General features: G+C 72.3%; 15 protein-coding genes and 1 pseudogene. 8 read left to right on the top strand and 8 right to left on the bottom strand.

The genetic code is table 11. The features are described from left to right. Positions 1-8 precede the first annotated feature (8 nt). The 7 genes from J7E94_RS27610 (at position 9) to J7E94_RS27580 (ending at position 9,655) form a co-directional block, all read left to right on the top strand. The gene (locus tag J7E94_RS27610) at positions 9-1,010 is read left to right on the top strand and encodes a methyltransferase (protein ID WP_215019521.1); all 1,002 of its coding nucleotides are present in this window, start codon (positions 9-11) and stop codon (positions 1,008-1,010) included. After that, positions 1,010-4,309 carry an ACP S-malonyltransferase gene (gene fabD, locus J7E94_RS27605; protein ID WP_215019520.1) on the top strand — a complete coding sequence of 1,100 codons (3,300 nt, stop codon included), beginning with the start codon at positions 1,010-1,012 and terminating at the stop codon, positions 4,307-4,309. The genes J7E94_RS27610 and fabD overlap by 1 nt, the downstream gene beginning before the upstream one ends. Before the next feature lie 79 nt (positions 4,310-4,388). Next, positions 4,389-5,648, top strand: coding sequence for a cytochrome P450 (locus J7E94_RS27600; protein WP_215019519.1), 1,260 nt, complete (start codon positions 4,389-4,391; stop codon positions 5,646-5,648). Next, entirely contained in the window at positions 5,648-6,853 is a 1,206-nt protein-coding gene (locus J7E94_RS27595; RefSeq protein WP_215019518.1) for a cytochrome P450, read from the top strand. Before J7E94_RS27600 ends, J7E94_RS27595 begins: the two co-directional genes overlap by 1 nt. 14 nt (positions 6,854-6,867) lie before the next feature. Next, positions 6,868-7,284 carry an aspartate 1-decarboxylase gene (gene panD, locus J7E94_RS27590; RefSeq protein ID WP_215019529.1) on the top strand — a complete coding sequence of 139 codons (417 nt, stop codon included), beginning with the start codon at positions 6,868-6,870 and terminating at the stop codon, positions 7,282-7,284. A gap of 27 nt (positions 7,285-7,311) precedes the next feature. Then, entirely contained in the window at positions 7,312-8,271 is a 960-nt protein-coding gene (locus tag J7E94_RS27585) for a class I SAM-dependent methyltransferase (RefSeq protein WP_215019517.1), read from the top strand. A gap of 34 nt (positions 8,272-8,305) precedes the next feature. Continuing rightward, on the top strand, positions 8,306-9,655 hold the full coding sequence (locus J7E94_RS27580; RefSeq protein ID WP_215019516.1) for an acyltransferase domain-containing protein: 1,350 nt from the start codon (positions 8,306-8,308) through the stop codon (positions 9,653-9,655). 55 nt (positions 9,656-9,710) lie between these two features. Here the strand turns inward: J7E94_RS27580 and J7E94_RS27575 are convergent, their stop codons facing one another. From J7E94_RS27575 to J7E94_RS27540, 8 genes and pseudogenes are all read right to left on the bottom strand, one after another. Next, positions 9,711-10,265 carry a DUF2087 domain-containing protein gene (locus J7E94_RS27575; RefSeq protein WP_215019515.1) on the bottom strand — a complete coding sequence of 185 codons (555 nt, stop codon included), beginning with the start codon at positions 10,263-10,265 and terminating at the stop codon, positions 9,711-9,713. A 73-nt stretch (positions 10,266-10,338) separates the two neighbouring features. Then, positions 10,339-10,674: a DUF6204 family protein gene (locus J7E94_RS27570; RefSeq protein WP_215019514.1), complete on the bottom strand. Its 336-nt coding sequence runs from the start codon at positions 10,672-10,674 to the stop codon at positions 10,339-10,341. A gap of 58 nt (positions 10,675-10,732) precedes the next feature. Next, positions 10,733-12,409 (bottom strand): MFS transporter, encoded by a 1,677-nt coding sequence (locus J7E94_RS27565; RefSeq protein WP_215019513.1) that lies wholly within the window; start codon positions 12,407-12,409, stop codon positions 10,733-10,735. After that, complete coding sequence (locus J7E94_RS27560; protein WP_251057305.1) at positions 12,406-13,143, bottom strand: TetR/AcrR family transcriptional regulator; 738 nt, start codon at positions 13,141-13,143, stop codon at positions 12,406-12,408. Before J7E94_RS27560 ends, J7E94_RS27565 begins: the two co-directional genes overlap by 4 nt. Positions 13,144-13,260: 117 nt before the next feature. After that, positions 13,261-14,614: pseudogene (gene ccrA / locus J7E94_RS27555) on the bottom strand (crotonyl-CoA carboxylase/reductase). Between the two features lie 48 nt (positions 14,615-14,662). Further along, on the bottom strand, positions 14,663-15,058 hold the full coding sequence (locus tag J7E94_RS27550) for a DUF3037 domain-containing protein (protein ID WP_215019512.1): 396 nt from the start codon (positions 15,056-15,058) through the stop codon (positions 14,663-14,665). After that, positions 15,055-15,804 carry a HipA family kinase gene (locus tag J7E94_RS27545; RefSeq protein ID WP_251057304.1) on the bottom strand — a complete coding sequence of 250 codons (750 nt, stop codon included), beginning with the start codon at positions 15,802-15,804 and terminating at the stop codon, positions 15,055-15,057. The genes J7E94_RS27550 and J7E94_RS27545 overlap by 4 nt, the downstream gene beginning before the upstream one ends. A gap of 232 nt (positions 15,805-16,036) precedes the next feature. Further along, positions 16,037-16,705: a 4'-phosphopantetheinyl transferase superfamily protein gene (locus J7E94_RS27540; protein WP_308345475.1), complete on the bottom strand. Its 669-nt coding sequence runs from the start codon at positions 16,703-16,705 to the stop codon at positions 16,037-16,039. Between the two features lie 493 nt (positions 16,706-17,198). On the opposite strand from J7E94_RS27540, the gene J7E94_RS27535 reads away from it, so the two are divergent. Further along, positions 17,199-23,267, top strand: a complete 6,069-nt coding sequence (locus J7E94_RS27535; RefSeq protein WP_215019510.1) for a beta-ketoacyl synthase N-terminal-like domain-containing protein — start codon at positions 17,199-17,201, stop codon at positions 23,265-23,267. The last annotated feature ends 12 nt before the right edge of the window (positions 23,268-23,279 follow it).

The following is a 23,279-nucleotide window of genomic DNA, read 5'->3' as shown; positions in this document are numbered from 1 at the left end:
ACGCTCTCATGGAAATCCTCAAGCTCGCCGTCAGCGGCTGGTTCGCCCGGGCCCTCGCGGTCGCCGCCCGCCTGGAGATAGCCGACATCCTCGACGGCGGATCAATGACCTCGGCCGAACTCGCCGAGCGCACCGAGACCGACCCCGACATCCTCCACCGCCTCCTCCAGATGCTCACCGTGCCGGGAGTCCTGGAGCGCGACGGGGAGAAGTTCCGGCTGACCGAGGCCTACGCGCCGCTGCGCGCGGACCACCCCTTCACCCAGCGCCACTTCGCCATCCTCGCCGCCGAGTTGTACGACGACGCCTTCGCCGGCCTGATGCACACCGTGAAGACCGGCAAGTCCGGCTTCCAGGAGGTCTTCGGGGAATCCCTCTACGGCTACCTGGAGACCCACCCCGAGACGGCGGACCTGTTCGACAAGGGCATGGTCGACCTGGCGACGCCGGTGGCCCAGTGCCTGCTCGGCCTGCACGACTTCAGTGCCGTCAAGACGGTCGTCGACGTGGGCGGCGGCAGCGGCGGCCTGCTCCCCGGCCTGCTGGCCGCCCACCCGGACCTGCGCGGCACCGTCGCCGACCGGGCCAGCGTCTGCGCCAGGGGCCGCACGGCCCTGGAGCGGGTCGCGAAGGACGACGTGCTCGACCGCATCGACTTCACCCCGAGCGACTTCTTCGTCGAGCTCCCCGTCGGAGCCGACCGCTACCTGCTGAAGAACGTGCTGCACGACTGGACGTACGAGAACTGCGTCCGGATCCTGCGCACCGTCGCCACCGCCATGGCCGACAGCCCCGCGGACGCCCGGCTGCTCGTCGTGGAGCCGCTGGTGGAGAACGACATCGACGGCTGGCGGGCGATGTTCCAGGCCGTGGCCTGCGACGAGGGCACCACCGGACTGGACGAGCCCGCCATGCGGCGCGCCCTGGAGGAGGCCGGTTTCGTCGTGGAGTCGGTCGGGCAACTGCCCACACAGCACAAGGTGTTCGAATCCTCCCTGCGTGTCTCCTGATGCTCACGCCGGTCTTCCTGTTCGCGGGGCAGGGCTCCCAGTACCACGGCATGGGCAAATGGCTCTACGGGGCCGACGCCGTCTTCCGTGAAGCCCTCGACTCCCTGGACGCCACCGTCCGCGCGGTGCGCGGCGACTCGGTGATCGAGGCGATCCACGGCGTCGGCCGCGGCCCCGAGCACCCGATGACGCAGTTCTCCCTCACCCAGCCGGCCATCTTCATGGTCGAGTACGCGCTGGCGCGGATGCTCCGGACCCACGGGTTCGAACCCGGAGCGGTGCTCGGCGCCAGCCTCGGGGAGGTCGCGGCGGCGGCCGTCGCGGGCGCCGTCGACCCGGACGCCTGCCTGCGCTCCCTGCTGCGCCAGGTCGACGTCTTCGAGGCCGAGTGCCCGCGCGGCGGAATGCTCGCGGTCCTGGCCGACCCGGGACTCGCCGACCGCGACCCGGCCCTCTCGGGGGCGCACGTCGCCGCCGTGAACTCCCCGGAGAACTTCGTCCTGGCCGGCACCGCCGAGGTCCTGGACCGGATCGAACAGCACCTCCACGCCACCGGCACGCTCTGCCAGCGGCTGCCCGTCCTGTTCCCCTTCCACTCGCCCCTGATCGACCCGGTCGAGGGCGTGTTCAAGGACCTGATCGGCGAGCTGGCCCTGAAGCCGCCCACGATCCCGCTGATCTCCGGCACCACCGGCACGACCGTGCGGATACCCGACCCCGCACACCTGTGGCGGGTGCTCCGCGAACCCTTCGACCTGACCCGGGCCCTGGGCCCGCTCCTGGAACGGGACGACCTGCTCTTCCTCGACCTGGGGCCCTCCGGGTCCATGGCCAACCTGGTGCGGGCCGCCCTGCCGGAGGGCAGCCGTTCCCGCGTGCTGCCCCTGCTGTCCCCGTACGCCCGCGACGAGGTGCTGTACCGGGCCGTCCTCGACGCGCGCCCCCGCCTCGCCGCCACCCCCGCAAGAATCGAGGTGAACCCCGTGAGCGCTCCCGCAGCGACCGCCGCGCACCGGTCCGCCGCCGCACCGACGCTCGACGTCCACGTCTTCCCCGGGCAGGGCGCGCAGGCCAAGGGCATGGGCCGGGAGGTGTTCGACCGCTTCCCCGACCTCGTCGCCCGCGCCGACGCCGTCCTCGGCTACTCGCTCCGGGAGCTGTGCCTGGAGGACCCGGGCCGCAACCTGCGGAACACCCGCTACACCCAGCCCGCGCTGTACGTGGTCAACTCCCTCACCTGGCTGGCGGCCGTGGGCGAGGGCGGGCGCCTGCCCGACTACGTCCTCGGGCACAGTCTGGGCGAGTTCTCCGCCCTGTTCGCCGCCGGGGTGTACGACTTCGAGACGGGCCTGCGCCTGGTCGCCGAGCGCGGCCGGCTCATGGGGCAGATCACGGGCGGCACGATGGCCGCCGTCTCGTACGTCGACGCCGCGCTCGTGGAACGGGTGCTGCGCGACGAGGGCCTCTCCGACGTCGACATCGCGAACTACAACGCGCCCACGCAGACCGTGATCGCCGGTCCCGCGGACTCGGTCAACCGGGCGCTGCCCGCGCTGAAGGCGGCCGGTGCGCGGTGCGCGCCGCTGAACGTCAGTGCGCCCTTCCACAGCCGGTACATGGCCGACGCCGCCGAGGAGTTCGGCCGGCTGCTGGACGCCACCGCCTTCGCGCCGCCGAAGATCCCGGTCATCGCCAACGTGGACGCGCGCCCCTACGAGGCGGGAGAGGTGGCCGCCACCCTGCGGCGGCAGATCGCCTCACCCGTGCGCTGGACCGACAGCGTCCGGCTCCTCATGGGCCAAGGCGACTTCACGGTGCGCGAGCTCGGTCCGGGGCAGGTGCTGACCAAGCTCATCGACCGGATCCGCAACGAGGCGACCCCCCTCCCTGCTGCCGAGCCCGCCGCTCCCGGGCGGTCCGAGCCCGTTCGTACCGAGCCGGTACGTACCGAGCCCGAGCCGGTCGGGCCCGTACGCCCCGCTACGGCCTCCGCCGGGTCGCTCGGGTCGGAGGACTTCCGGCGGGACTACGGCGTCCGCCTCGCCTACGCCGCCGGAGGGATGCGGCAGGGGATCGGCTCCGTCGACCTGGTCGCCCGGATGGCCGGGGCCGGACTGCTCTCGTACTACGGCGCCTCGGGGCTCCCGGCCCGGGACGTGGCCTCGGCGGTCGCGGCGATCCGCGCACGCGTCCCGGCCGGGGCGCCGTTCGGGGTCAACGTCACGCACGACCCCTTCGACCCGCGGGCCGAGTCCGAGCTGGTCGACGTACTGATCCGGGACGATGTCCGGTTCGTGGAGGCCTCCACCCACGTCGAGGCGACGCCCGCCCTCGTACGGCACCGGCTGACCGGCGCCCGGGTGTTGGCGGACGGCACCGCGCACGTGCCCCGCAAGATCCTTGCGAAGGTGACCCGGCCGGACGCCGCCCGCCTGTTCCTGGAGCCGCCGCCCGCCGCGCTGGTGAGCCGGCTGGTGGCGGAGGGGCTGCTCACCGCGGAGGAGGCCGAGGCGGGCGCACGCGTCGCGCTGGCCGACGACGTCTGCGCGGTGGGCGACGCCGGGGACCACTCCGACATGGCGACCCTGTGGGCGCTGCTGCCCGCACTGCGCGGGCTGCGCGCGGAACTCGGCGGGGTGGCCGAGGCCGTGCGCATCGGGGCCGGGGGCGGCATCGGAGCCCCCGAGTCGGCGGCGGCCTCCTTCGTCCTGGGCGCCGACTTCGTCCTCACCGGCTCCATCAACGCGTGCACCGCCGAGAGCGGGACCAGCGCGGCGGCCAAGGATCTGCTCCAGGAGGCCGACGTCCACGACACCGCCTTCGCGCCCTACGGAGATCTCTTCGAACTGGGCGGCCGGGCAAGGGTGTTGCGCAAGGGCGTACTGTTCCACGCCCGCGCGGGAAAGCTCCACGACCTGTGGCGCAACCACGACTCCTGGGAAGTGGTACCCGCCGCCCTGCGCGCGAAGGTGGAGCGCGACTACCTGGGGGCCTCCTTCGAGGAGATCCTCGCCCGTCTCGGCAACTCCGCCGAGTCCGCCCTCGACCCCAAGCGGCGCATGGCGCTCGTCTTCCGCTGGTACTGCGCGCAGGCGGCCACCTGGGCGATCGAGGGCACGCCGGGCCGCGTCGCCGACTACCAGATCCCCTGCGGACCGGCCCTCGGCGCCTGCAACCGGTGGCTGGCCCGCACACCGCTGCACGCCTGGCGGGACCGGCACGCCGACGTGCTCGCCGAGCGCCTGATGGCCGAGGCCGCCGAGGTCGTGGGCAGCGGGCTCCGAAGCCGCAGCTCCTGAGCCCCGAAGGGGCAGCGAAACCACACACACAGCACCACCCGCACGATCGGCATTCTCAGCAAGGAGCGAGAGCGACCGCATGACCGAGACCCCCACACCGGAACTCAGCGCCGAATCGGACCACTTGGCGAGCGAGTTCGACCTGTCCGACCCGAAGTTCATCACCGACCCGAAGGCGGGGGAACGCTGGCTCGGCGGCCCCCGGCCCGTCTGCCGCGGGAAGTTCGCCGACGGCAGCGACATCTGGGTGGTCACCGGACACCACGACGTCAAGACGGTGCTCGGCGAGCCGACCCTGCGCAGCCGCCCGCCGGGCGACTCCCACCGCGAGAGCATGCTCAGCCGGGGCATCCCCGAGGACATCGTCGACATGTTCGACTCCACCCTGCTGACCATGGACGGCGAGGACCACATGAGGGTCCGCCGCCTCGTCACCCGGGCCCTGTCTGCCCGGCGGATGCTGGCCCTGACCCCGGCCGTCGAACGCGTGGCGGAGCGCCTGCTCGACGGCCTCGCCGGCAAGGCCGAGCCCGACCTGATCGCGGACTACGCGCACCCGCTGGCCATCATCGTCATCTGTGAACTCCTCGGCGTCGACGAGGAGTACCGCGAGCAGTGGCGCGAGTGGAGCGAGACCCTCGCCCAGGCCCTGCGCCCGAACCCCGAGCAGTTCGCCCCTGCCGTACGGGGCATGGCCCGGGTGACCCGGGAACTGATCGCCGCCCGCCAGGCCGAGCCGCGCGACGACCTGATCTCCGAGCTGGTGCAGGTCCACGAGGAGGACAGCGACCGGCTGACCGACGACGAGCTGACCGCCCTGGCGATGGTCCTCGTACAGGCCGGCCACGAGACCGTCCGCAACCTCGTCGCCCTCGGGGTCTTCACCCTGCTCCAGCACCCCGATCAGCTGGAGCTGCTGAAGAACGATCCCTCCCTCGGCAGCCGGGCCGTCGCCGAACTCGTGCGCCACGCCGCGCCGGTGAAGCACACCTTCCGCCGCTTCGCCACGGAGCCCGTCGAGATCGGCGGGGTGACGGTGCAGCCCGGAGAGGCCATCCAGGTGGTGCTGGCCGCCGCGAACCGGGACCCCGAGGTCTTCGAGGAGCCCGGACGCCTCGACGTCACCCGCGAGCAGAACCCGCACCTGGGCTTCGGCCGGGGCGCGCACTACTGCCTGGGCGCCAGCCTCGCCCTGATCGAGGGGGAGGTCGCCCTGACCGCACTGTTCAAGCGGTTCCCCGACCTGTCGCTGGCCGTCGACCCGCAGGAGATCGAGCCGCGTTACCTGATGTCGATGCAGCGTCTTCCCGTCCGCCTGTCACCGGAGAACGAGGTGTGATGACCGACGGCCTTCCCACGGTCCCGGGTCTGCCGATGACCCGGGGCCGGTGCCCCTTCGACCCCGCACCCGAACTGGGCGTGGTCCGCGCGGACCACCCGGTCGCCCGCATGGAGTTCCCGGACGGGCACGTGGGCTGGCTGGTCACCGGCTACCCCCAGGTTCGCAGACTGCTGGCCGACCCCCGGATGAGCTCCCGGGGGGACGCGCTGCGCTCGCCCATCCCGCTGCCCATGGCGACGGACCGCACCGAGCCGGCCCCCGGCATGTTCACGGCGATGGACCCGCCGGAGCACACCCGCTACCGGCGGGCGGTGGCCGCCTGGTTCTCGGCGCGCCGCACCCGCACCCTCGAACCCCGGCTGAAGGAGCTCGCCGACAGCCATCTGGACGCCATGGCCGCCGGCAAGGGCGAGGGCCCGGTCGACCTGGTGACGCGGTTTGCGGAGCCCATGGCCGCGTCGGCCATCTGCGAGCTGCTGGGCGTGCCCCAGTCGGAACGCCCGGCCTTCGCCCGGGCCATCAAGGCCCTCTTCGCGGTGCACTCCAGCGCCGAGGAGGCCATCGCCGGCTGGCACGCCATCACCGGCCTGCTGCGCGGGCTGGTCGAGGCGAAGCGCGCCGAACCGGCGGACGACCTGCTCGCCACCCTCGTCACCGAGGGCCTGCTCACGGACGAGGAACTCGTCACGGTCGGCGCCGTGCTGCTGACCGCCGGATACGACACCAGCGCGAACATGATCGCCCTGGGCACCTTCGCCCTGCTGGAGCACCCCGAGCAGTCGGCCGCGCTGGCCGCCGACACCTCCCTGGCCGAGAGGGCGGTCGAGGAACTGCTGCGCTACCTCACGGTCGTCCACGCGGGCGGCATCCGCGCCGCGGGCGAGGACCTGGAGTTCGAGGGACACCGGATGGCGGCCGGGGACGCGGTCTCGCTCTCCTTCGCGGCCGCCAACCGCGATCCGGTGCTCTGCGCCCTGCCGGACGAGCTGGACGTGACCCGCGAGCCCGTACCGCACCTCGCCTTCGGGCACGGCGTCCACCAGTGCGTGGGCCAGCAACTCGCCCGGCTGGAACTGCGGGTCGCCTTCGAGGCCCTGTTCGGGCGCTTCCCGGGGCTGCGCCTCGGCGTTCCCGCCGCCGAGGTCCGCACCCGCCCGGACATGATCATCTACGGCGTCCAAGAGCTACCGGTGACCTGGTGAACGGAGAGAACGTGCTGTACCGAGAGATGTTCAAGTCCAAGATCCACCGTGCGACGGTGACCCAGGCGGACCTGCACTACGTGGGCTCCGTCACCATCGACTCCACGCTGATGGCCGCCGCGAACCTGTTGCCCGGCGAAAAGGTCGACATCGTCGACATCGACAACGGGGCCCGCCTCAGCACCTACGTCATCGAGGGCGAGGCCGACAGCGGGGTCATCGGCATCAACGGCGCCGCGGCCCACCTCATCAACCCCGGCGACCTCGTCATCATCATCTCCTACGCCTCCATGAGCGAGGAGCATGCCCGCTCGTACGCACCGAGCGTGGTGTTCGTCGACGCCGACAACCGCCCCGTCACGACCGGCACCGACCCCGCCGACGTACCCGAAGGATTCGGCCTGGTGCGCGGCGACACCGTCAGCGCCTGACCACCCACCTGCTCACCGGAGACCCACATGAGTGCCACCCCTGACGTCATGACCGCCTTCACCAGCGGTCTCGCGGACATCAACCTCGACGAGTCCGGCACCGCCCGCCGCGGCGAGAACGCCGCCGGCATGAAGTCCGCCAGCGCCACCATCTACGACATGGCCGCCACGCTCTCCGGCCACGGGGCCCTATGGAACTGGGGCATGCACGACCCCGCCCTCGTCGAGGAGCTCCGCGCCCGCGTGCCCGGCTTCGGCGAGCCCTGGACCGACGGCTTCAGCGAGCAGCTCTACTTCCTCGCCCTGCGCGAGCTCCCCATCGACCTCGACGACTACGCCGGACGCCACGTCCTGGAAGTCGGCTGCGGCATGGGGGAGGGCCTCAACCTCCTCTCCCGCATCGCCCCCGGCGCCCGCATGACCGGCCTGGACCTGTCACCGAAGGCCGTCGCACGGGCCACCGCCACCCTGTCGCGCGGGGACGCGCTCACCTTCGTCCACGGCGACGCGGAGGACCTGCCCTTCGAGGACGGCTCCGTCGACGTGCTCGTCAACATCGAGAGCTCGCACACCTACCCGGACCTCGGCAAGTTCCTCGCCGAGGCCGCACGCGTGCTGCGCCCCGGCGGCTTCCTCAGCCACATCGACGTCTACACCCGGCAGCGCACGGAGACCATGCGGCGCACGGCGGAGGAGACCAAGGGCCTGGAATGGACGACCGACCACGACATCTCGGACCGGGTCCGTGCGGCCGTCCGGCGCCGGATGGCACCGGGCAGCCACTTCCGCACCACCCTCGGCAAGCAGCGCATGAACCCGCTGGTGCGCCAGATCGCCGCGCACAGCCAGATCCTCATGTTCGGCGGCATGTTCGCGGGCTACCAGCCGCCGCCCGCCATCAAGGCGCTCAGCAAGCTGGGCATCGTGCCGTGGATGAGCGGCCTGCCGATGGAGAGCTACCGCCACCGGATCGCCGTCCGCCGATGACCCGCCGCCCGGGCCGAAACCGAAAGGGGGAAGCATGAGTCCACGGCTGTTCGCCGTCGCCGCCGGCACCGAGGACCTGCTCCAGGTCCTGCTGTACGCCCACCTCGACAGGATCCGTGCCGGACGCGAACTGCCCTCACTCGCCCGGTACTGCCACGAGGCGGCGACGGGCACGACCGGCGCCCACCGGATCGCCTTCGCCGTCGACTCGTACGACGACCTGCGCACGCAGCTCGAAGAGGCCTGTGCGGGCGAGGTGGGGCGGGTCCCGGCCCAGGTCACGGCCCGGCGCCCCGGGCTGGTGTTCGTCTTCGCCGGACAGGGCGCCCAGTGGTACGGGATGGGCCGCGAACTCCTCGTACAACAACTGGTGTTCCGTGAGGCACTGCTCCAGTGCGAGCGGCTGGTGCGCGAGTTCGCCGGCTTCTCCGTCGTCGAGCAGCTGAAGCTGCCCGCCGAGGAGGCCCGGTTGGACGAACTGGACGTCCTCCAGCCGACGATGGTCTCCCTGCAGATCGCCCTGACGGCGCTCTGGCGCAGCTGGGGGATCACGCCCGACGCGGTCGTCGGGCACAGCATGGGGGAGATCGCCGCCGCCCACACGGCCGGCGGCCTGACCCTGCGCGAGGCCCTGATGGTCGCCTGCCGGCGCAGCGCGCTGCTGCGCCGGATCTCCGGCAAGGGAGCGCTGGCCACGACGGAACTCTCACCCGTCGAGGCGCAGGCGGTGGCCGAGGCGAGCGGCGGCGGGATCAGCGTGGCGGGGGAGAACAGCCCCCGCTCCACCGTCCTGGCGGGGGACTCGCACTCGCTCGCGGCGCTCGTCGGCGAGCTGGAGGCGAGGGACGTCTACTGCCGGGTGATCAAGGGGACGGTCGCCTCGCACAGCCACTACGTGGAGGAGCTGCGCGAGGACCTGCACGCCGCCCTGCGCACCCTGGAGCCGGCCCCCACCCGCCTGCCGATGTACTCGACCGTGACGGCCGAGCCGGTGCAGGGCGCCGGGCTCGGGGCCGCGTACTGGATGCGCAACCTGCGGGAACCGGTGCGGTTCGCGGCCGCGGTGGAGCATCTGGCCGCCGCGGGACACGAGGTGTTCCTCGAGGTCAGCGCCCATCCGGTACTGCTGAGCCCGGTGCGCCAGACCCTCGAACACGGGGAGCGGCAGGGATGGCTGCTGCCCTCCGGCAGGCGGCGGGCCGAGGTCCGCTCCATGCTCGCCTCGCTCGGGACCCTGTATGCCTGCGGGCGGGAGCCGAACTGGGCCGCGCTGTTCCCGCAGGAGCGGGCCGGCGCCCTCACCCCGTACCAGGCTGCCGTACTGGAGGCGGTGCGCCGGCCCCGGCCGGCACCCGTGGCGGCGGGCCGGGCCGTCCCCGCCTAGAAGAACGAGCGAAGGCCGAGGGGCCCCCGTCCGGCCGGACGGGGGCCCCTCGGTGTCAGGCGGCGGCGACCGGAGCGGCGGCGAGGCCGTACAGCCCCGACTCCCGGCGCAGCACCCCGAGGTCGACGAGGGCCCGGCGCAGTGACACGGCGTCGAGGACACCGCTCACGCACCATGGCTCCAGACGCTCCGTCACCGTGCGCTCGTCGTACTCCTCGCCCGGGGTGAAGGTGGCCTCCCCCACGTGCCGCAGCACCGTGCGCCGCGCCTCGTGGTCGGCCTCTTCCGGCAAACCCACCAGCACCCGTTCGCGTACGAAGCCGCGCAGCTGGGCGTCGGGCTGCTCTGCGGCGGCCTCCTCGTCCCGGCGGCGGGCCGCGGTCTGCGCCGCCTCCTCCACGGCGCCTTCGTTGACGACGAGCCGGCCGCGGCCCTCGGGCACGAGCAGACCCGTCCGGGTCAGCTGCCCGATGGCCTTGGCCGCCACCGGGGTGTCGAGCCCTGCGACCGTGAGGATCTCGGACGAGGTGGACGAACCGAGCGCGACCGCGGAGAAGACGCGGCGCAGTGTCGGGTCGGACATCACGAGGGTGAATTCGTCAGGTGTCATCAGAGTGTTCCGCCTTCCTGCCGGTGCGGGCCGGTGCGGCGCCCGGGGCGCCGCACCGACCGGGACCTTGGGGTCAGCGCCCCTTCCGCTTGATCTTGATGCTGGCCAGGTCGGTGGACACCGACTTGAGGTCGAGGCATCCGGCGCCGAGCTTCGCGACGGCCGCCACGGCGAGTTCCTCGGCCTGCGACAGGACGAGCTCCTCGGTGTCGTCGTCGGTCGCGGGGATCAGCACGCGGAAGGTGAACCCGTGCAGTCCGCGCTCGTAGTTCACCGTTCCCTCTTCGGTGAACCGGGCGCTGAGCACACCGTGGTCGTCGACCTTGGCGAGCAGCGCCGCGCGCTGCTCCTCGTCGAGGGGCGCGAACTTGCCCCGGGTGAGGACCTGATAGGTCGTGCTGCTGCTCATGATGGGCGGTCTCCAGAGGTGCTTCTCGGGGGCGACTGGTCGTCAGAGGCGGGGCGCACTAGGCCATTTCCTCCCGCCGTACCCGGTGGTGCGGCAGGAGCAGCACGAGGGCGGTGACCGGGACGAGGCCACCGGCCGCCCAGTACAGCGTCTCGCTGTAGGTGGACACGAACGTCTTCGCGCGGATCTCGCCGAGCGCGCCATTGATCGTATCCCGGGTGCTGCCGTCGGCGCCCTGCACCAGGGCGGAGCACGTGTCCGGAACCTTGGCCAGGTCGTCCTGGCCGAGTGCCTCGGTCGCGCATTCCTGGAGGTCTGCGGCCTGCTGGGGCGACACCGACTGCACGGTGGGGGCGACCCGTCCGGCCTGCGGCCCGGCGTTGCCCGCGAGGGCCGCGAAGAAGAGGCTGCCGATGACCGCCACGCCGAGCGCGGCACCGAGCTGGCCGGTGGCGTTGATGATGCCGGAGGCGGCGCCGGCCTCCTGCGGCTGGACCTCCCGGAGGACCAGCGCCGTCAGCGGGGGCATGAGCAGACCCATGCCGGAGCCGATCAGGAGCATGGACGGGATCGCGTGCCAGGAGGTGATGTCCGGACCGAAGTGGTCGGCCGCCCAGGCATAGGAGAGGATGCCCGCGAACATCAGGACGGCCCCCGCGAGCAGGCAGTAACGGCCGTAGAGCGGGGAGAACTTGCGGACGGCGAGACCGCCGACGACCGGCACGCACAGGGAGAACGGGATCGCGGTCAGACCCGTGTGCAGGGCCGACCAGCCTAGGCCGGCCTGGAGGTAGAGGGTCCAGCTGAGGAAGAAGCCTGCGGGGATGGCGCTGAAGAGGAGCTGCACGCCGATGCCGGCGCCGAACGCGCGGACCTTGAACAGGGACAGCGTCACCAGGGGCGAGCCGTCCTTGCGGGTCTTGTGGCGTTCGTAGCCCACGAACAGCACGAGGACGGGGGCGGCGGCGACGAGCGAGACGATGCTCCAGAGCGGCCAGTCGAGTTCGCGGCCGAGGGTCAGTGGCACCATGAGCAGCAGCAGTCCGAGGATCACCAGCAGCATGCCGATGATGTCCAGGCGCTTCGCGTGGGGGGAGCTCGATTCCCGCATCCACTTCGTGGCGCCGATCAGGGCCACCATGCCGACCGGCAGGTTTACCACGAAGATGCTGCGCCAGCCGAGGTCCAGCGGGCTCCAGCTGATCAGGGCGCCGCCGATGAGGGGACCGGAGACGATGGCCAGGCCGACCATGCTCGCGTAGAGGCTGACGACGCGGCCGATCTCCTGGGGGGCGAAGGAGACGTGGATGAGCGCGAGCACCTGGGGCACCATGATCGCGGCGGTGAGCCCCTGGAGCGCGCGGGCGAGGACGAGTAATTCGGTGCTGGGCGCGGCGGCGCACATGGCCGACGCGAGGACGAAGCCGCTGACGCCGATGAGGAACATCCGCTTGCGGCCGAAGATGTCGCCGAGCCGGCCGCCGGTGATCAGCAGGACCGCGAAGCTCAGGGTGTAGCCGGCCGTCATCGCCTGGATGGCGACGGTAGAGGCGCCGAGGTCGCGTTGGATGCTCGGGATCGCCACGGTGATGATGTTGGCGTCGAGCAGGTCCATGAAGGTGGCGACCAGCAGGACGGTCAGCGCGAGCCACCGCTTCGGGTCGGGCTCGGGCGCGTCGGGGGTGGCAGGTGGGCCGGCGTTCGCCGGCTTTTCTGCCTGCCCTGCCTTGTTCATGGGTTCTTCTCCAGGTTCTCGATCGGGGGTTCGGCGGTGGGTGCCGCGGTGGGTTCGGCAGCGGTTGCGGTGCTGCGGGCGAGTGCGGTCCAGGACTTCATCAGGAGCTCCACCACGTCCACGACGGAGTCCGTGCCGCTGTCGGCGGGGGAGAGCACGCGCTGGATGGACAGTCCGTCGTCCAGCGCGTGCACGATCAGCGCCAGCAGCTCCACGGGAGCCGGCGTGGTCACGCCGCGCGCGGTGAATCCCTGCTCCAGCGACTGGGCGATCGCCTCCCGGGAGCGGCGCTCGCGGTCCGCCAGGACAGGCAGCAGCTCCGGGTCGCGCAGTCCGTAGAGCCAGAGTTCGGTGCGCAGGGCGAGCCAGCTGGCGAGGTTCTCGTCACGCCGGCGGTGCCAGGAGCGGAGGTGGTCGAGCATCTCCTCGAAGGTGGCCGCCTCGCGGCTCATCGCCTGGATCTCTTCCAGCTCGTGCTGGGTCCGGTGTTCGAGCAGGGCGAGGACGAGCTCGTGCTTGCCCTCGAAGTTGCCGTAGAAGGCGCCCCGGGTGTACCCGGCGGCCTCGACGATCTGCTCCACCGAGGTTCCGCTGACCCCCTGGCCGGCGAAGAGTGCGGCCGCCGACTGAAGGATCTGCTCGCGGGTGACCTGCCGGCTCTGCTGCCGGGTGAGTCGCTTGGTGATGGTGATCGCCTCCTTGACACGCTTCCCAGATACGAGACTGTATCTCAATACGGAGATGTATCTGAAACGCATTCAGGGAAGGCGGCCGCGCCGCGGGGCGCGCATGCGAACGGGCTGCCACCGGTGCCCGAAGGCGTGGTGGCAGCCCGTGGCCGAGCGGCAGGGTCAGGCGGACGGCGGCGCCGGCACCCGGAAGCGGTTGATGGCGTCGAGGTGTTGGGCCCGCAGTTCGTGGTCGCGGACGCCCAGGCCCTCCTCGGGGGCCAGCGCGAGGACGCCGACCTTGCCGTGGTGCAGGTTGCGGTGGACGTCGTACAGGGCCTGGCCGGTGTCCTCCAGCGGGTAGACCTTCGACAGCGTGGGGTGGATCCTGCCCTTGGAGATCAGCCGGTTCGACTCCCAGGATTCCCGGTAGTTCGCGAAGTGGGATCCGACGATCTTCTTGAGGGACATCCACAGGTAGCGGTTGTCGTACGCGTGGTTGTAGCCGGAGGTCGAGGCGCAGGTGACGATCGTGCCGCCCTTGCGGGTGACGTAGACGCTCGCGCCGAAGGTCTCGCGGCCCGGGTGCTCGAAGACGATGTCCACGTCCTCGCCGCCGGTCAGCTCGCGGATGCGCTTGCCGAAGCGCTTCCACTCCTTCGGGTCCTGGGTGTGCTCGTCCTTCCAGAACTTGTAGCCCTCAGCGTTGCGGTCGATGACCGCGGTCGCGCCCATCGCCCGGCAGATGTCGGCCTTCTGCGCGCTGGAGACCACACAGACGGGGTTGGCGCCGCCGGCGAGGGCGAACTGGGTGGCGTACGAGCCGAGTCCGCCGCCCGCGCCCCAGATCAGGACGTTGTCGCCCTGCTTCATGCCCGCGCCGTTGCGGGAGACCAGCTGGCGGTACGCGGTGGAGGCGACCAGCCCCGGGGGAAGCGGCCTCCTCCCAGCTCAGGTGCCGGGGCTTGGGCATCAGCTGGGTGGACTTCACCAGGGCGATCTCCGCCAGGCCGCCGAAATTCGTCTCGTAGCCCCAGATGCGCTGCTCGGGGTCGAGCATCGCGTCGTCGTGGCCGTCCGGCGCCTCCAGTTCGACCGAGAGGCAGTGTGCGACGACCTCGTCACCGGGCTTCCAAGCGTGCACGCCCGGCCCCGTGCGCAGGACGACTCCCGCGAGGTCGGAGCCTATGACGTGGTACGGCAGGTCGTGGCGCCTGGTGAGCTCGCTGAGCCTGCCGTAGCGCTCCAGGAAACCGAAGGTCGGCAGCGGTTCGAAGAGGGCCGACCAGACGGTGTTGTAGTTGACCGAGGAGGCCATGACGGCCACCAGGGCCTCACCCGGCCCGAGTTCGGGCACCGGCACCTCGTCCAGGTGCACCGACTTGCGCGGATCCTTGTCGCGGGTGGCGAGCCCCGCGAACAGGTCCGTCTCGTCCTTGTGCAAGGTGACGGCCCGGTACGCATCGGGGAGGGCGAGCGCGGCGAAGTCCTCCCGCACCCCTTCCCCGCTCACGACGGCATCGATGATGTCCTGCATGTGGTGTCCTCGGTACGGGGGCGGGCGGTGGTGCGGGAGGGCGGCGGCTCAGCGCACCAGACGGTTCATCAGCCGGTCCAATTCGGCCGTCGGGTCGGCCGTGAGGCCTCCGTGCACCGGTCCGGTCTGGACGACCGCGCTGCGCGGGGCGGTCAGCCAGCCGAACCGCGAGCGCAGCGTGCCGGCGCCGGCCTGGCCGGCCTTCGGTTCGCCCGCACAGATGGCGCGGATCGCCTCGAGGGCGTCGGTGACACCGGTCAGGTCGACCTCGGGGTCCAGGGCGCGTAGGCGTGCGGGGTCGATGTGGATCTCGGCCGCGAGGAAGTCGGCCTGCTTGCAGTAGAGCAGTGCGCCGACGTTGATGCGCTCGCCGCGGTCCACGCGGGGAACGGCCTGCAGCAGCGCGTAGTCGAAACCGAGGGAGGGGGAGAGGTGAGTGCTCATGCCGCCGCCTCCGGCCACCAGGCACGCTCGCCGGTGAGACGGGCCAGCAGGTATTCGCAGTAGCGTGCGCGCAGGGTTTGCGGGTCCGCGCCGTTCGCCGAGTTCATGTTGACCAGGAAGTCGTCGGGCACGAGTCCGAGGATCCGCTCCAGCGCCTGCGGCGTCACGAGGGCGGCCAGCTCGGCGTCGAGGGCTTCGAGGACCGGGGGCTTCAGTGTGGACACCCGCTCGGACAGGACGTGCGAGCCCAGTCCGTAGTCCCGGTTGGCCCAGCCGTCCACTGCCGGCCACGAGTGCTGGAAGATCAGCGCCGCTCCGTGGTCGATCGCCCACAACTGGCGGTGCCAGATGAGGAGGTTGGGGTTGGACCAGGTGCGGTCCACATTGGCTGTCAGGGCGTCCATCCAGTAGATGCGGGCGGCCTCCTCGGCCGGCGCCCGCCAGGCGATACCGTCGTAGCCGACCGAGCCGGGCAGGAAGTCCATGGCCAAGTTGGGGCCTGTGCTGGCCTGGAGGAGCTGTTGCACCTCCTGGTCCGGCTCGCGGCGGGCCAGTTCGGCGTCCACGTCGAGGAGGACCAGGTCGGGGACCCGGATGCCGAGGTGGCGGCCGAGCTCGCCGACCACGATCTCGGCGACGAGGGCTGCGCTCCCCTGGCCGGCTCCCCGAAACTTGACGACATACGTGCCGTCGTTGTCGGCCTCGACGATACCGGGAAGCGAACCGCCCTCGCGAAGGGCCGTCAAATATTGCGTTCCTTTTACTTCTTGCAGCATGTCGATCACCCTACTGGCGCACGATGGGCCCTCCAAGGGTGTGATCGAGTTCCGGCCATTAACCCGGCGGCCTCCTGCGGGACGGTCGCGCGGGGCTCGACGAGTTATTTGGCTGAATTCCTACGGAGCCCCCCGGGGGAATGCACTTGCTCTCCTGTGCATTTCGGCCAGGCGTCGGCAGTGGCCGGAATGCGGCTTGCCGTCACCGGTCACCGGACATCGCGGGTGCGGGGGCGGCCGGTACGGCGATCCCCGTCGCCACGTACTCGACGCCCTCCCGGACGACGGTTCGCCAGTGACCGGTGAAGGTGTTCACCCGGCGCCCGCCGACCGCCGGGCCGGGCACGTGCAGGGAACTGCTGAAGGTGCCCCGCTCCGGATCGGGGGTGATGGTGCAGTCGCTGAAATCCATCAGCCGGCCCATCAGCGGGAAGCAGGTCTTGTACGTGCTCTCCTTCGCGCTGAACAGCAGCCTGTCCCAGGCCACGGCGGGATGGGACAGGGTGAGACGGTCCAGCATGCGCCGTTCCTCGGGTGAGGCCACCATCCTCTCGACGCCCCTGGGCAGCGCGGAATTCGGTTCGGCGTCGATCCCGACCGCGGCGACCGTCGCGGTCCTGGCCACCGCCGCGGCCCGGTAGCCGGGGCAGTGGGTCATGCTGCCCGCGACACCCTCGGGCCAGGCCGGCGCCCCGGCGGGGCCGGGGAGGATCGGCCCGGGCGGCACCCCGAGCCGGGCCAGGGCCGTGCGGGCGCACAGCCGGACGGTGGCGAATTCGCGTCGGCGCCTGTCGACCGCGCGCTTCACCCTGTCCGCTTCCTCCGGGTAGAGGTGGATGTCCGGGGGATCGGCGAACAGCTCCACGATCACGACGTCCGGCAGCGTACCGACGAGTAGGTCGGACCCCCCGGCGTCGGGGCGCGGCCTCGGCCCCGACCCCGTGCGGGGGCCGGGGATCGCGCCGTCCGGCCAGGTCGGACCGGGTTTCCGTTCCGGATGGTGGATGCCGAGAACCGGCTCTGGAATTCCTGACACTGGCGACCCCTTCACTTGCGTAACCAGGCGTGATCATCCACGATTCATTGTCGTCGGCCCTCGAATTCCGGTGACGCGGAAAGGGGTCGAGCCAAGGGTAGTTTCAATGATCAACCACATTAGTGGTTCACTGTGCTATCCAGGCCCCGGCGTGAGTAGTTTCAATGATCAACTACTTTGGCGGCCGGTGTGCTAGACAGGTCTTCAGGGAATGCATCGGGGGGATGTAGATGATTCAGCGCTGTCATCAGTCGTGGCCGCATCCAGGCCGGGGCGCGCGTCGGCCCGCAGCGGCCGCCGGGCGTACCGCAGCCGGACGGGTGTCCATATGATGACCCGCCGGATCGTCCTCGGCCTTCCCGCACTCTCCGTCGGCGGCCTCTCCGAGAACTGGCTGTTACGCGAGGCCGGCGACCTCCACTGGTCCCTGATCGGCGAGCACTTCGGCCTCCCGGTCGCCGAACTCGCCGACGCCGACGGCGAACGGCTGCTGCCCGCCTTCACCCGCGCCCGCCTGACCGCGGCCGACTCCCTCCGCTTCTTCACCGAGCATGACGAGGGAGAACTGACCGGCACGCTCGCCCGACTCGGCGAGCACGCCTTCGTCAGCGACATCCGCTTCGCCACGCCCACGACGTCGGTCGACGTCCGGCTCCTGACCTCCTTCGTCCGCAGGGGCCCCGGCAACTGGCTCGTCCCCGGCACCCCGCGGCACGAAGGCCGCGGCCCCGTGGCGGACGCAAGCGCGGAACACCGCGACTTCCAGGGCGAGTTCCGGGCCCTGACCCGGCTGGAGCACGACGGCGCCACCGGCCTGTACACCGACACATACGAACTGAACCCCTTCGCGGACGTGAACGCGGCGGGCCTGCTCTACTTCGCCTCGTACCCGCACATCAACGACCGCGGCGAACGCAAGTACGTACGGTCCGTGGTGCCCGGCGGCGAATGGGCCGTCGACGCCGTCACCCTCAGCCGGGACATCATCTACCTCGGCAACTGCGGCCTGGCCGACGCCGTGCGCTACCGCCTGGACGGGTGCCGGCGGGAGTCGGCGGACCGGGTGATCCTCACCTCCTCCCTCCTGCGGGAACGCGACGGCCGGCCGCTGGCCCGCCTGGAGACCGTCAAGCGGCTGGTCCGGCCCGAGGCCTTCGCGTCCCTCCCGGGCGGCGGCGCTGCCCCGGTCGCGATCGGCTCCGCCTCCCCCGCTCCCGCCGCTGCCTCCGAACCGCCGCGCGCCTCTCTGCCCGAAGACCTCGAAAGCCGGCTCCTGGCCCTGATGGAGACCGTGCTCGGGGAGCCCGCGGGCTCGCTGACCGCGGACGACGACCTGCGCCCGCGCGGACTGGACAGCCTGGCCCTGTCCGAGGCCGCCGTACGGGCCGAGGACGAGATCGGCTGCGAGATCGACCCCAGCACCCTGTTCCAGGCGTTCACGGTCACCGCCATGGCCCGCGTCCTGCGCGGCGAACGCCCGGATCCGGCCGCGGCCGCACCGTCGGCGGCGCCGGCGGCCGCAGCGCCGGCGGCCTTACCGTCGGCCGAGAGCCCCACCGCCATGCCGATCGCCGTGATCGGTATGGCCGGCCGGTTCCCCGGCGCGCCCAGCGTGCCCGAACTGTGGGACCTCCTGGGCCGTGAGGAGGACGCCGTCCGCGACGTTCCCGCGGACCGCTGGAACGCGGCCGACCACCCCGGTCTGATCGGCAAGGCAGCCCTGCTCGACGACATACGCGGCTTCGACCACGAGTTCTTCTCCATCAGCCCCCGTGAAGCCGCCCTGATGGATCCCCAGCAGCGGCTGCTGCTGGAGACCGTGTGGGCGACGGCCGAGGACGCCGGATGCGATCCGGCCTCGCTCACCGGGAGCCGCACCGGCGTCTACGCGGGCGTGTGCCACTCCGACTACGCCGCGCTGATCGCCCGGCACGCCGGGCGGGACGAGCCGCACCTGAGTGTCGCCGTCTCACCCTCCCTCGTGGCCAACCGCGTCTCGTACACCCTCGGCCTGCGCGGGCCCAGCGTCGCCGTGGACACCCTCTGCTCCTCGTCCCTGGTCGCCGTCGCACAGGCCGTCGCCGCGCTGCGCGCCGGCGAGTGCGACCAGGCGTTCGCGGGCGGCGTCAACGTCCTGTGCGACCCCGCCCGGCAACACGCCTACCAGCGCACCGGCGTACTGAGTCCGCGCGGCCGCTGTCACACCTTCGACGACGACGCGGACGGATACGTCCGGGGCGAGGGCGTCGCCGCACTGCTGCTCAAGCCGCTGGACCGGGCGCTGGCCGACGGCGACCGCGTGCACGCGGTGATCCGCGGCGTGGCCGTCAACCACGGCGGGCAGGCCCAGTCCTTCACCGCCCCCAACCCGGACGCGCAGGCCGACCTGCTCGTCGCCGCCTACAACGAGGCGGGCGTCGACCCGCGCACGGTCGGCTACATCGAGGCGCACGGCACCGGCACGCGCCTGGGGGACCCGATCGAAGTCTCCGGCATGGTCGCCGCGTTCGAGCGGCTCTACGCGCAGTGGGGCCACGCACGGCCCGCCGAGCCGCACTGTGCGGTCGGTTCGGTCAAGACGAGCATCGGTCACCTGGAGGCCGCCGCCGGAATCGCCGGCATGGTCAAGGTGATCCTGGCGATGAGGCACCGTACGCTGCCGGCCGCGCGCAACCTGAACCGCCCGAACCGGATGATCAAGATCGACGGTACGCCGCTGCGCCTCCAACGCGGCCGCAGCGCATGGGAGTCACCCGTGGGCGGCGGCCCCCTGCGGGCCGGGGTCAGCTCCTTCGGGATGGGCGGCACCAACGCGCACGTGGTCCTGGAGGAGGGCCCCCGCCGGGCGGCGGCCCCCGCCACGGCCGCTCCGGTGGTCGTGCCCCTCTCCGCCCGGACCCCGCAGGCCCTGCGGGAGGCCGCGGCCCGTCTGCTGGAGGCGGTCCGCTCCCCGGACGCCCCGCCGCTCGCGTCGATCGCGCGGACCCTGAGCACCGGGCGTGCGGCACTGCCGTACCGCGTCGCCGTCGAGGCGTCGGACCTCGGCGAACTCGCCGCGCGGCTCGCCTCGGTACTCGACACCCCGCCGAACGCGCCCGTGAACGGGCAGTCCGAAGGAGCGGCACCGGTCCGGACGGCCCCGGACGCACCGCCCGTGTCGCTGCCCACCTACCCCTTCGGCCGAGACCAGCACTGGGTGGCGCCCGTCGCGGGCGCGGAACTCCTCACCACCGAGTGGGCGGACGCACCCGCGCCGGACACCGGCGACACCGGCCGGCTGCTGGTGGTCACCACCGACCCGGAACTGGCCCGCACGGTGCTCGGGGAACGCGCCGTGGCGCACGTCCCCGGGGATCCCGTACCCGAACTGGCCGGCCTCGGCGGGATCGTCGACCTCGTCGACTGGTCCGCCCCCGGCACCCTCGTCACCGAGCGCATCAGCCTGCTGCAGCGGACGCTCACCTCGAACCCCCGCGTCGGGCTGCGCTGCGTCCACGTCAGCGGCGCCGAACGCTCCGCGCTCGCGGGCTTCTACCGCTCCCTGTCCGGCGAGTTCCAGGCCCTCCACGGCCGCACCGTCCGCGTCGACGGCGGCACCGCCGAACTCGCCGCCGCGGTCCGGGCCGAGACCGCCGCCGTCGACCGGGAGACGGAGATCCGGTACAAGGGCACGCGCCGCCGCCGGCCCGTGGCCGCCTTCGCGCCGGTGCGGGCCGCCGAGGACCTGCTCGCGGGCGTCGACCGCGGCGCGGTGCTCATCACCGGCGGCCTCGGCGGCATCGGCCTACGCCTCGCCACCCACCTCGCCGCCCGGGGAGCCCGCCGCATCGTGCTCGTCGGGCGTTCCCGGGTGCCGGTCCGCAACCAGTGGGCCGCCCTCGTCGCCGCACCCGCCACCGACCCGGCGCTGCGCGCCCGCCTCACCGCGCTGCTCGCCCTCGTCGAGCGGGGGGTGACGCTGACCGTGCGGACCGACGCCTTGGACGACGTCGCCTCCCTGCGCCGGCTGATCGGCCGGGTCAGGAAGCAGGCCGGCGGTATCGACGCCGTCTTCCACTGCGCGGGGGTCATGGACCCGCCCACGTCCTTCCTGTCCCGTACGCCCGAGGAGATCTCCCGGGTGCTGCGGCCCAAGACCGACGGGCTGCGGGTGCTGTGGGCGGCCTTCGGAGCCACGCCGCCCCGGCTCATGGTGCTGTTCTCCTCGGTGGCGGGAGCGGTGCCGTCCCTCGCCGCGGGCCACCTGGACTACGCGGCGGCGAACGGCGTGCTCGACGACTTCGCCGCCGCCCACGACACCGGCGCCTCCGGGTGCGTGGTGCGCTCCCTGCGCTGGCCCTTGTGGCGGGGCGTGGGCATGGGGCTGGAGCGTACGAGTGCCGGCGGCGGGCTCGGCATCCCCGACCTCGCTGCCGACGACGCGCTGGAATTGCTCGACCTCGCCCTGCGGGTGCCCGGCGACCCCGTGGTCCTGCCCTGTCGGGTGGAGCGCACCGCCATGGCCGCCGACGAGTTGTTCCTGGCACCGCGGCGCGCTGCGGAGCCGCGGCCCGCACAGCCCTCAGCCGAGGCAGTGGCCGTACTGGGCGAGACCGTACCGGCCGCGACCGCACCGTACGGTGAGTCCGCCACGACGGCGTCGCCGGACTGGCTGTACGCCGTCGTGGCCCGCACCACCAAGGTCGACCCCGGCCTGCTGGCGGCCGACACCCTGCTCGGTGACATCGGCGTGGACTCGCTGCTGATGGCCGAACTCGTGCGCGACCTGGAGGAGATCCTCGGCCACCCGGTCGATCCGAGCCTCCTCGAGGAGCACCCGACGCTCGGCGGCCTCGCCGCCGCGCTCGGCGCACCCCCGGCCGACCTTGTACCCGAGCCGGCCGGCCCGCCCGCCCCCGTGGCGCCGACGCAGCCGTCCCGGGCCGACGTACAGGCCCAGGCCCAGGCCCAGGCCCAGGCCCAGTCACAGGCACAGGCACAGGTCCTGACCCCGTCCCCGGACGGGCGGCCGACGCCCATCGCCGTGATCGGGATGGGCTGCCGCCTGCCGGGCGCATCCGACCCGGCGCAGTTCTGGGAGGCACTGCTGGCGGGCCGCGACCTCGTCACCGAGGTGCCGGCCGACCGCTGGGACGTGGCCTCCCTCTACAGCCCGGATGGCGGACCGGGACGCAGCCAGAGCAAATGGGGCGGATTCCTGGACGACGCCGCCCTGTTCGACCCGGAGTTCTTCGGATTCGACGCCGAGGCGGCACGCCACCTCGACCCGCTGGCGCGCAAGGCGCTGGAGGTGTCCGTGGAATGCCTGCGGGACGCCGGGTACCGCGAGGACGAGGTACGGGGAGGGGCGGTCGGCGTCTTCGTCGGCACGCGCACGGGCAACCACCGCGCGCACCTGCAGCCCCCGGAGCGGCCCTACATCGCCGGCGTCAACCAGAACTTCGTCGCCGCCCACATCTCGCACTTCCTGGACCTGACGGGGCCGAACCTCGTGGTCGACAGCGCGTGTTCCTCGTCGCTGGTGACCATCCACCTGGCCGCCCGGAGCCTGGCGTCGGGGGAGTCGTCGATGGCCCTGGCCGGAGGCGTGGACCTGCTATTCGACGAGGAGCCCTACCTCATGCTCAGCGCCGGCAAGGCGCTGTCGCCCACCGGCCGCTGCCGTACCTTCGACGAGTCCGCCGACGGCCTCGTCCCGGGCGAGGGCGCCGGGATGGTGCTCCTCAAGCGCCTCGACGACGCCCTGCGCGACGGGGACCGGGTGCTGGCCGTCATCGAGTCCTCGGGCGTCAACAACGACGGCCGGACCATGGGGCACACCACGCCGAGCGGCCGCGCCCAACGCGCGCTGATCTCCGACGTGCTGACGCGCACCGGAGCCGACGCCCGCACCGTCGGCTACGTCGAGGCCCACGGCACCGGCACGCTGATCGGCGACCCGATCGAGCTCCAGGCCCTGACCGCCGTGCACCGGACTTACACCGAGGACCGCGGCTACTGCGGCATCGGCAGCGTCAAGAGCTCGATGGGGCACCTGCTCAGCGCCGCCGGCGTCGCCGGATTCATCAAGGCGGTCCAGATCCTGCGGCACGGCCGGCTCGTGCCCACGCTGCACTGCGACCGGCCGAACCCGCGCTTCGCCTTCGCCGACTCGCCCTTCTATCCGGTCACCCGGGTGACGGACCTGCCGGCCGGGAGCCGGGTGGGCGTCAGCGCCTTCGGCTTCGGAGGCACCAACGCCCACGTCCTGCTGGGCCCCGGCACCCCCGGGGAACCAGGACGGCCGGCGCTGCCCAAGCCCGCCTACCGGCGCAGCAGATTCTGGCGCCTGCCCGCCGCGCCCGGACCGGCCCCCGCGCCGGTCCGCTCGGCCCGGCTCGACCTGACCTTCCCGTAACCCGGCGCGGCC

This window comes from Streptomyces sp. ISL-94 (genome assembly GCF_018614075.1).
Classification (GTDB): domain Bacteria; phylum Actinomycetota; class Actinomycetes; order Streptomycetales; family Streptomycetaceae; genus Streptomyces.
The sequence above is the reverse complement of the archived record's forward strand: the minus strand, read 5'-3'. Positions and strand labels throughout refer to the sequence as shown.

Coding starts and splice junctions, on each gene's coding strand:
- J7E94_RS27595 (WP_215019518.1), top strand. CDS start 5,648: ATGACCGACGGCCTTCCCACGGTCCCGGGTCTGCCGATGACCCGGGGC.
- J7E94_RS27550 (WP_215019512.1), bottom strand. CDS start 15,058: ATGAGCACTCACCTCTCCCCCTCCCTCGGTTTCGACTACGCGCTGCTG.
- J7E94_RS27585 (WP_215019517.1), top strand. CDS start 7,312: ATGAGTGCCACCCCTGACGTCATGACCGCCTTCACCAGCGGTCTCGCG.
- J7E94_RS27570 (WP_215019514.1), bottom strand. CDS start 10,674: ATGAGCAGCAGCACGACCTATCAGGTCCTCACCCGGGGCAAGTTCGCG.
- fabD (WP_215019520.1), top strand. CDS start 1,010: ATGCTCACGCCGGTCTTCCTGTTCGCGGGGCAGGGCTCCCAGTACCAC.
- J7E94_RS27535 (WP_215019510.1), top strand. CDS start 17,199: ATGATGACCCGCCGGATCGTCCTCGGCCTTCCCGCACTCTCCGTCGGC.
- J7E94_RS27580 (WP_215019516.1), top strand. CDS start 8,306: ATGAGTCCACGGCTGTTCGCCGTCGCCGCCGGCACCGAGGACCTGCTC.
- J7E94_RS27575 (WP_215019515.1), bottom strand. CDS start 10,265: ATGACACCTGACGAATTCACCCTCGTGATGTCCGACCCGACACTGCGC.
- J7E94_RS27610 (WP_215019521.1), top strand. CDS start 9: ATGGAAATCCTCAAGCTCGCCGTCAGCGGCTGGTTCGCCCGGGCCCTC.
- J7E94_RS27565 (WP_215019513.1), bottom strand. CDS start 12,409: ATGAACAAGGCAGGGCAGGCAGAAAAGCCGGCGAACGCCGGCCCACCT.
- J7E94_RS27600 (WP_215019519.1), top strand. CDS start 4,389: ATGACCGAGACCCCCACACCGGAACTCAGCGCCGAATCGGACCACTTG.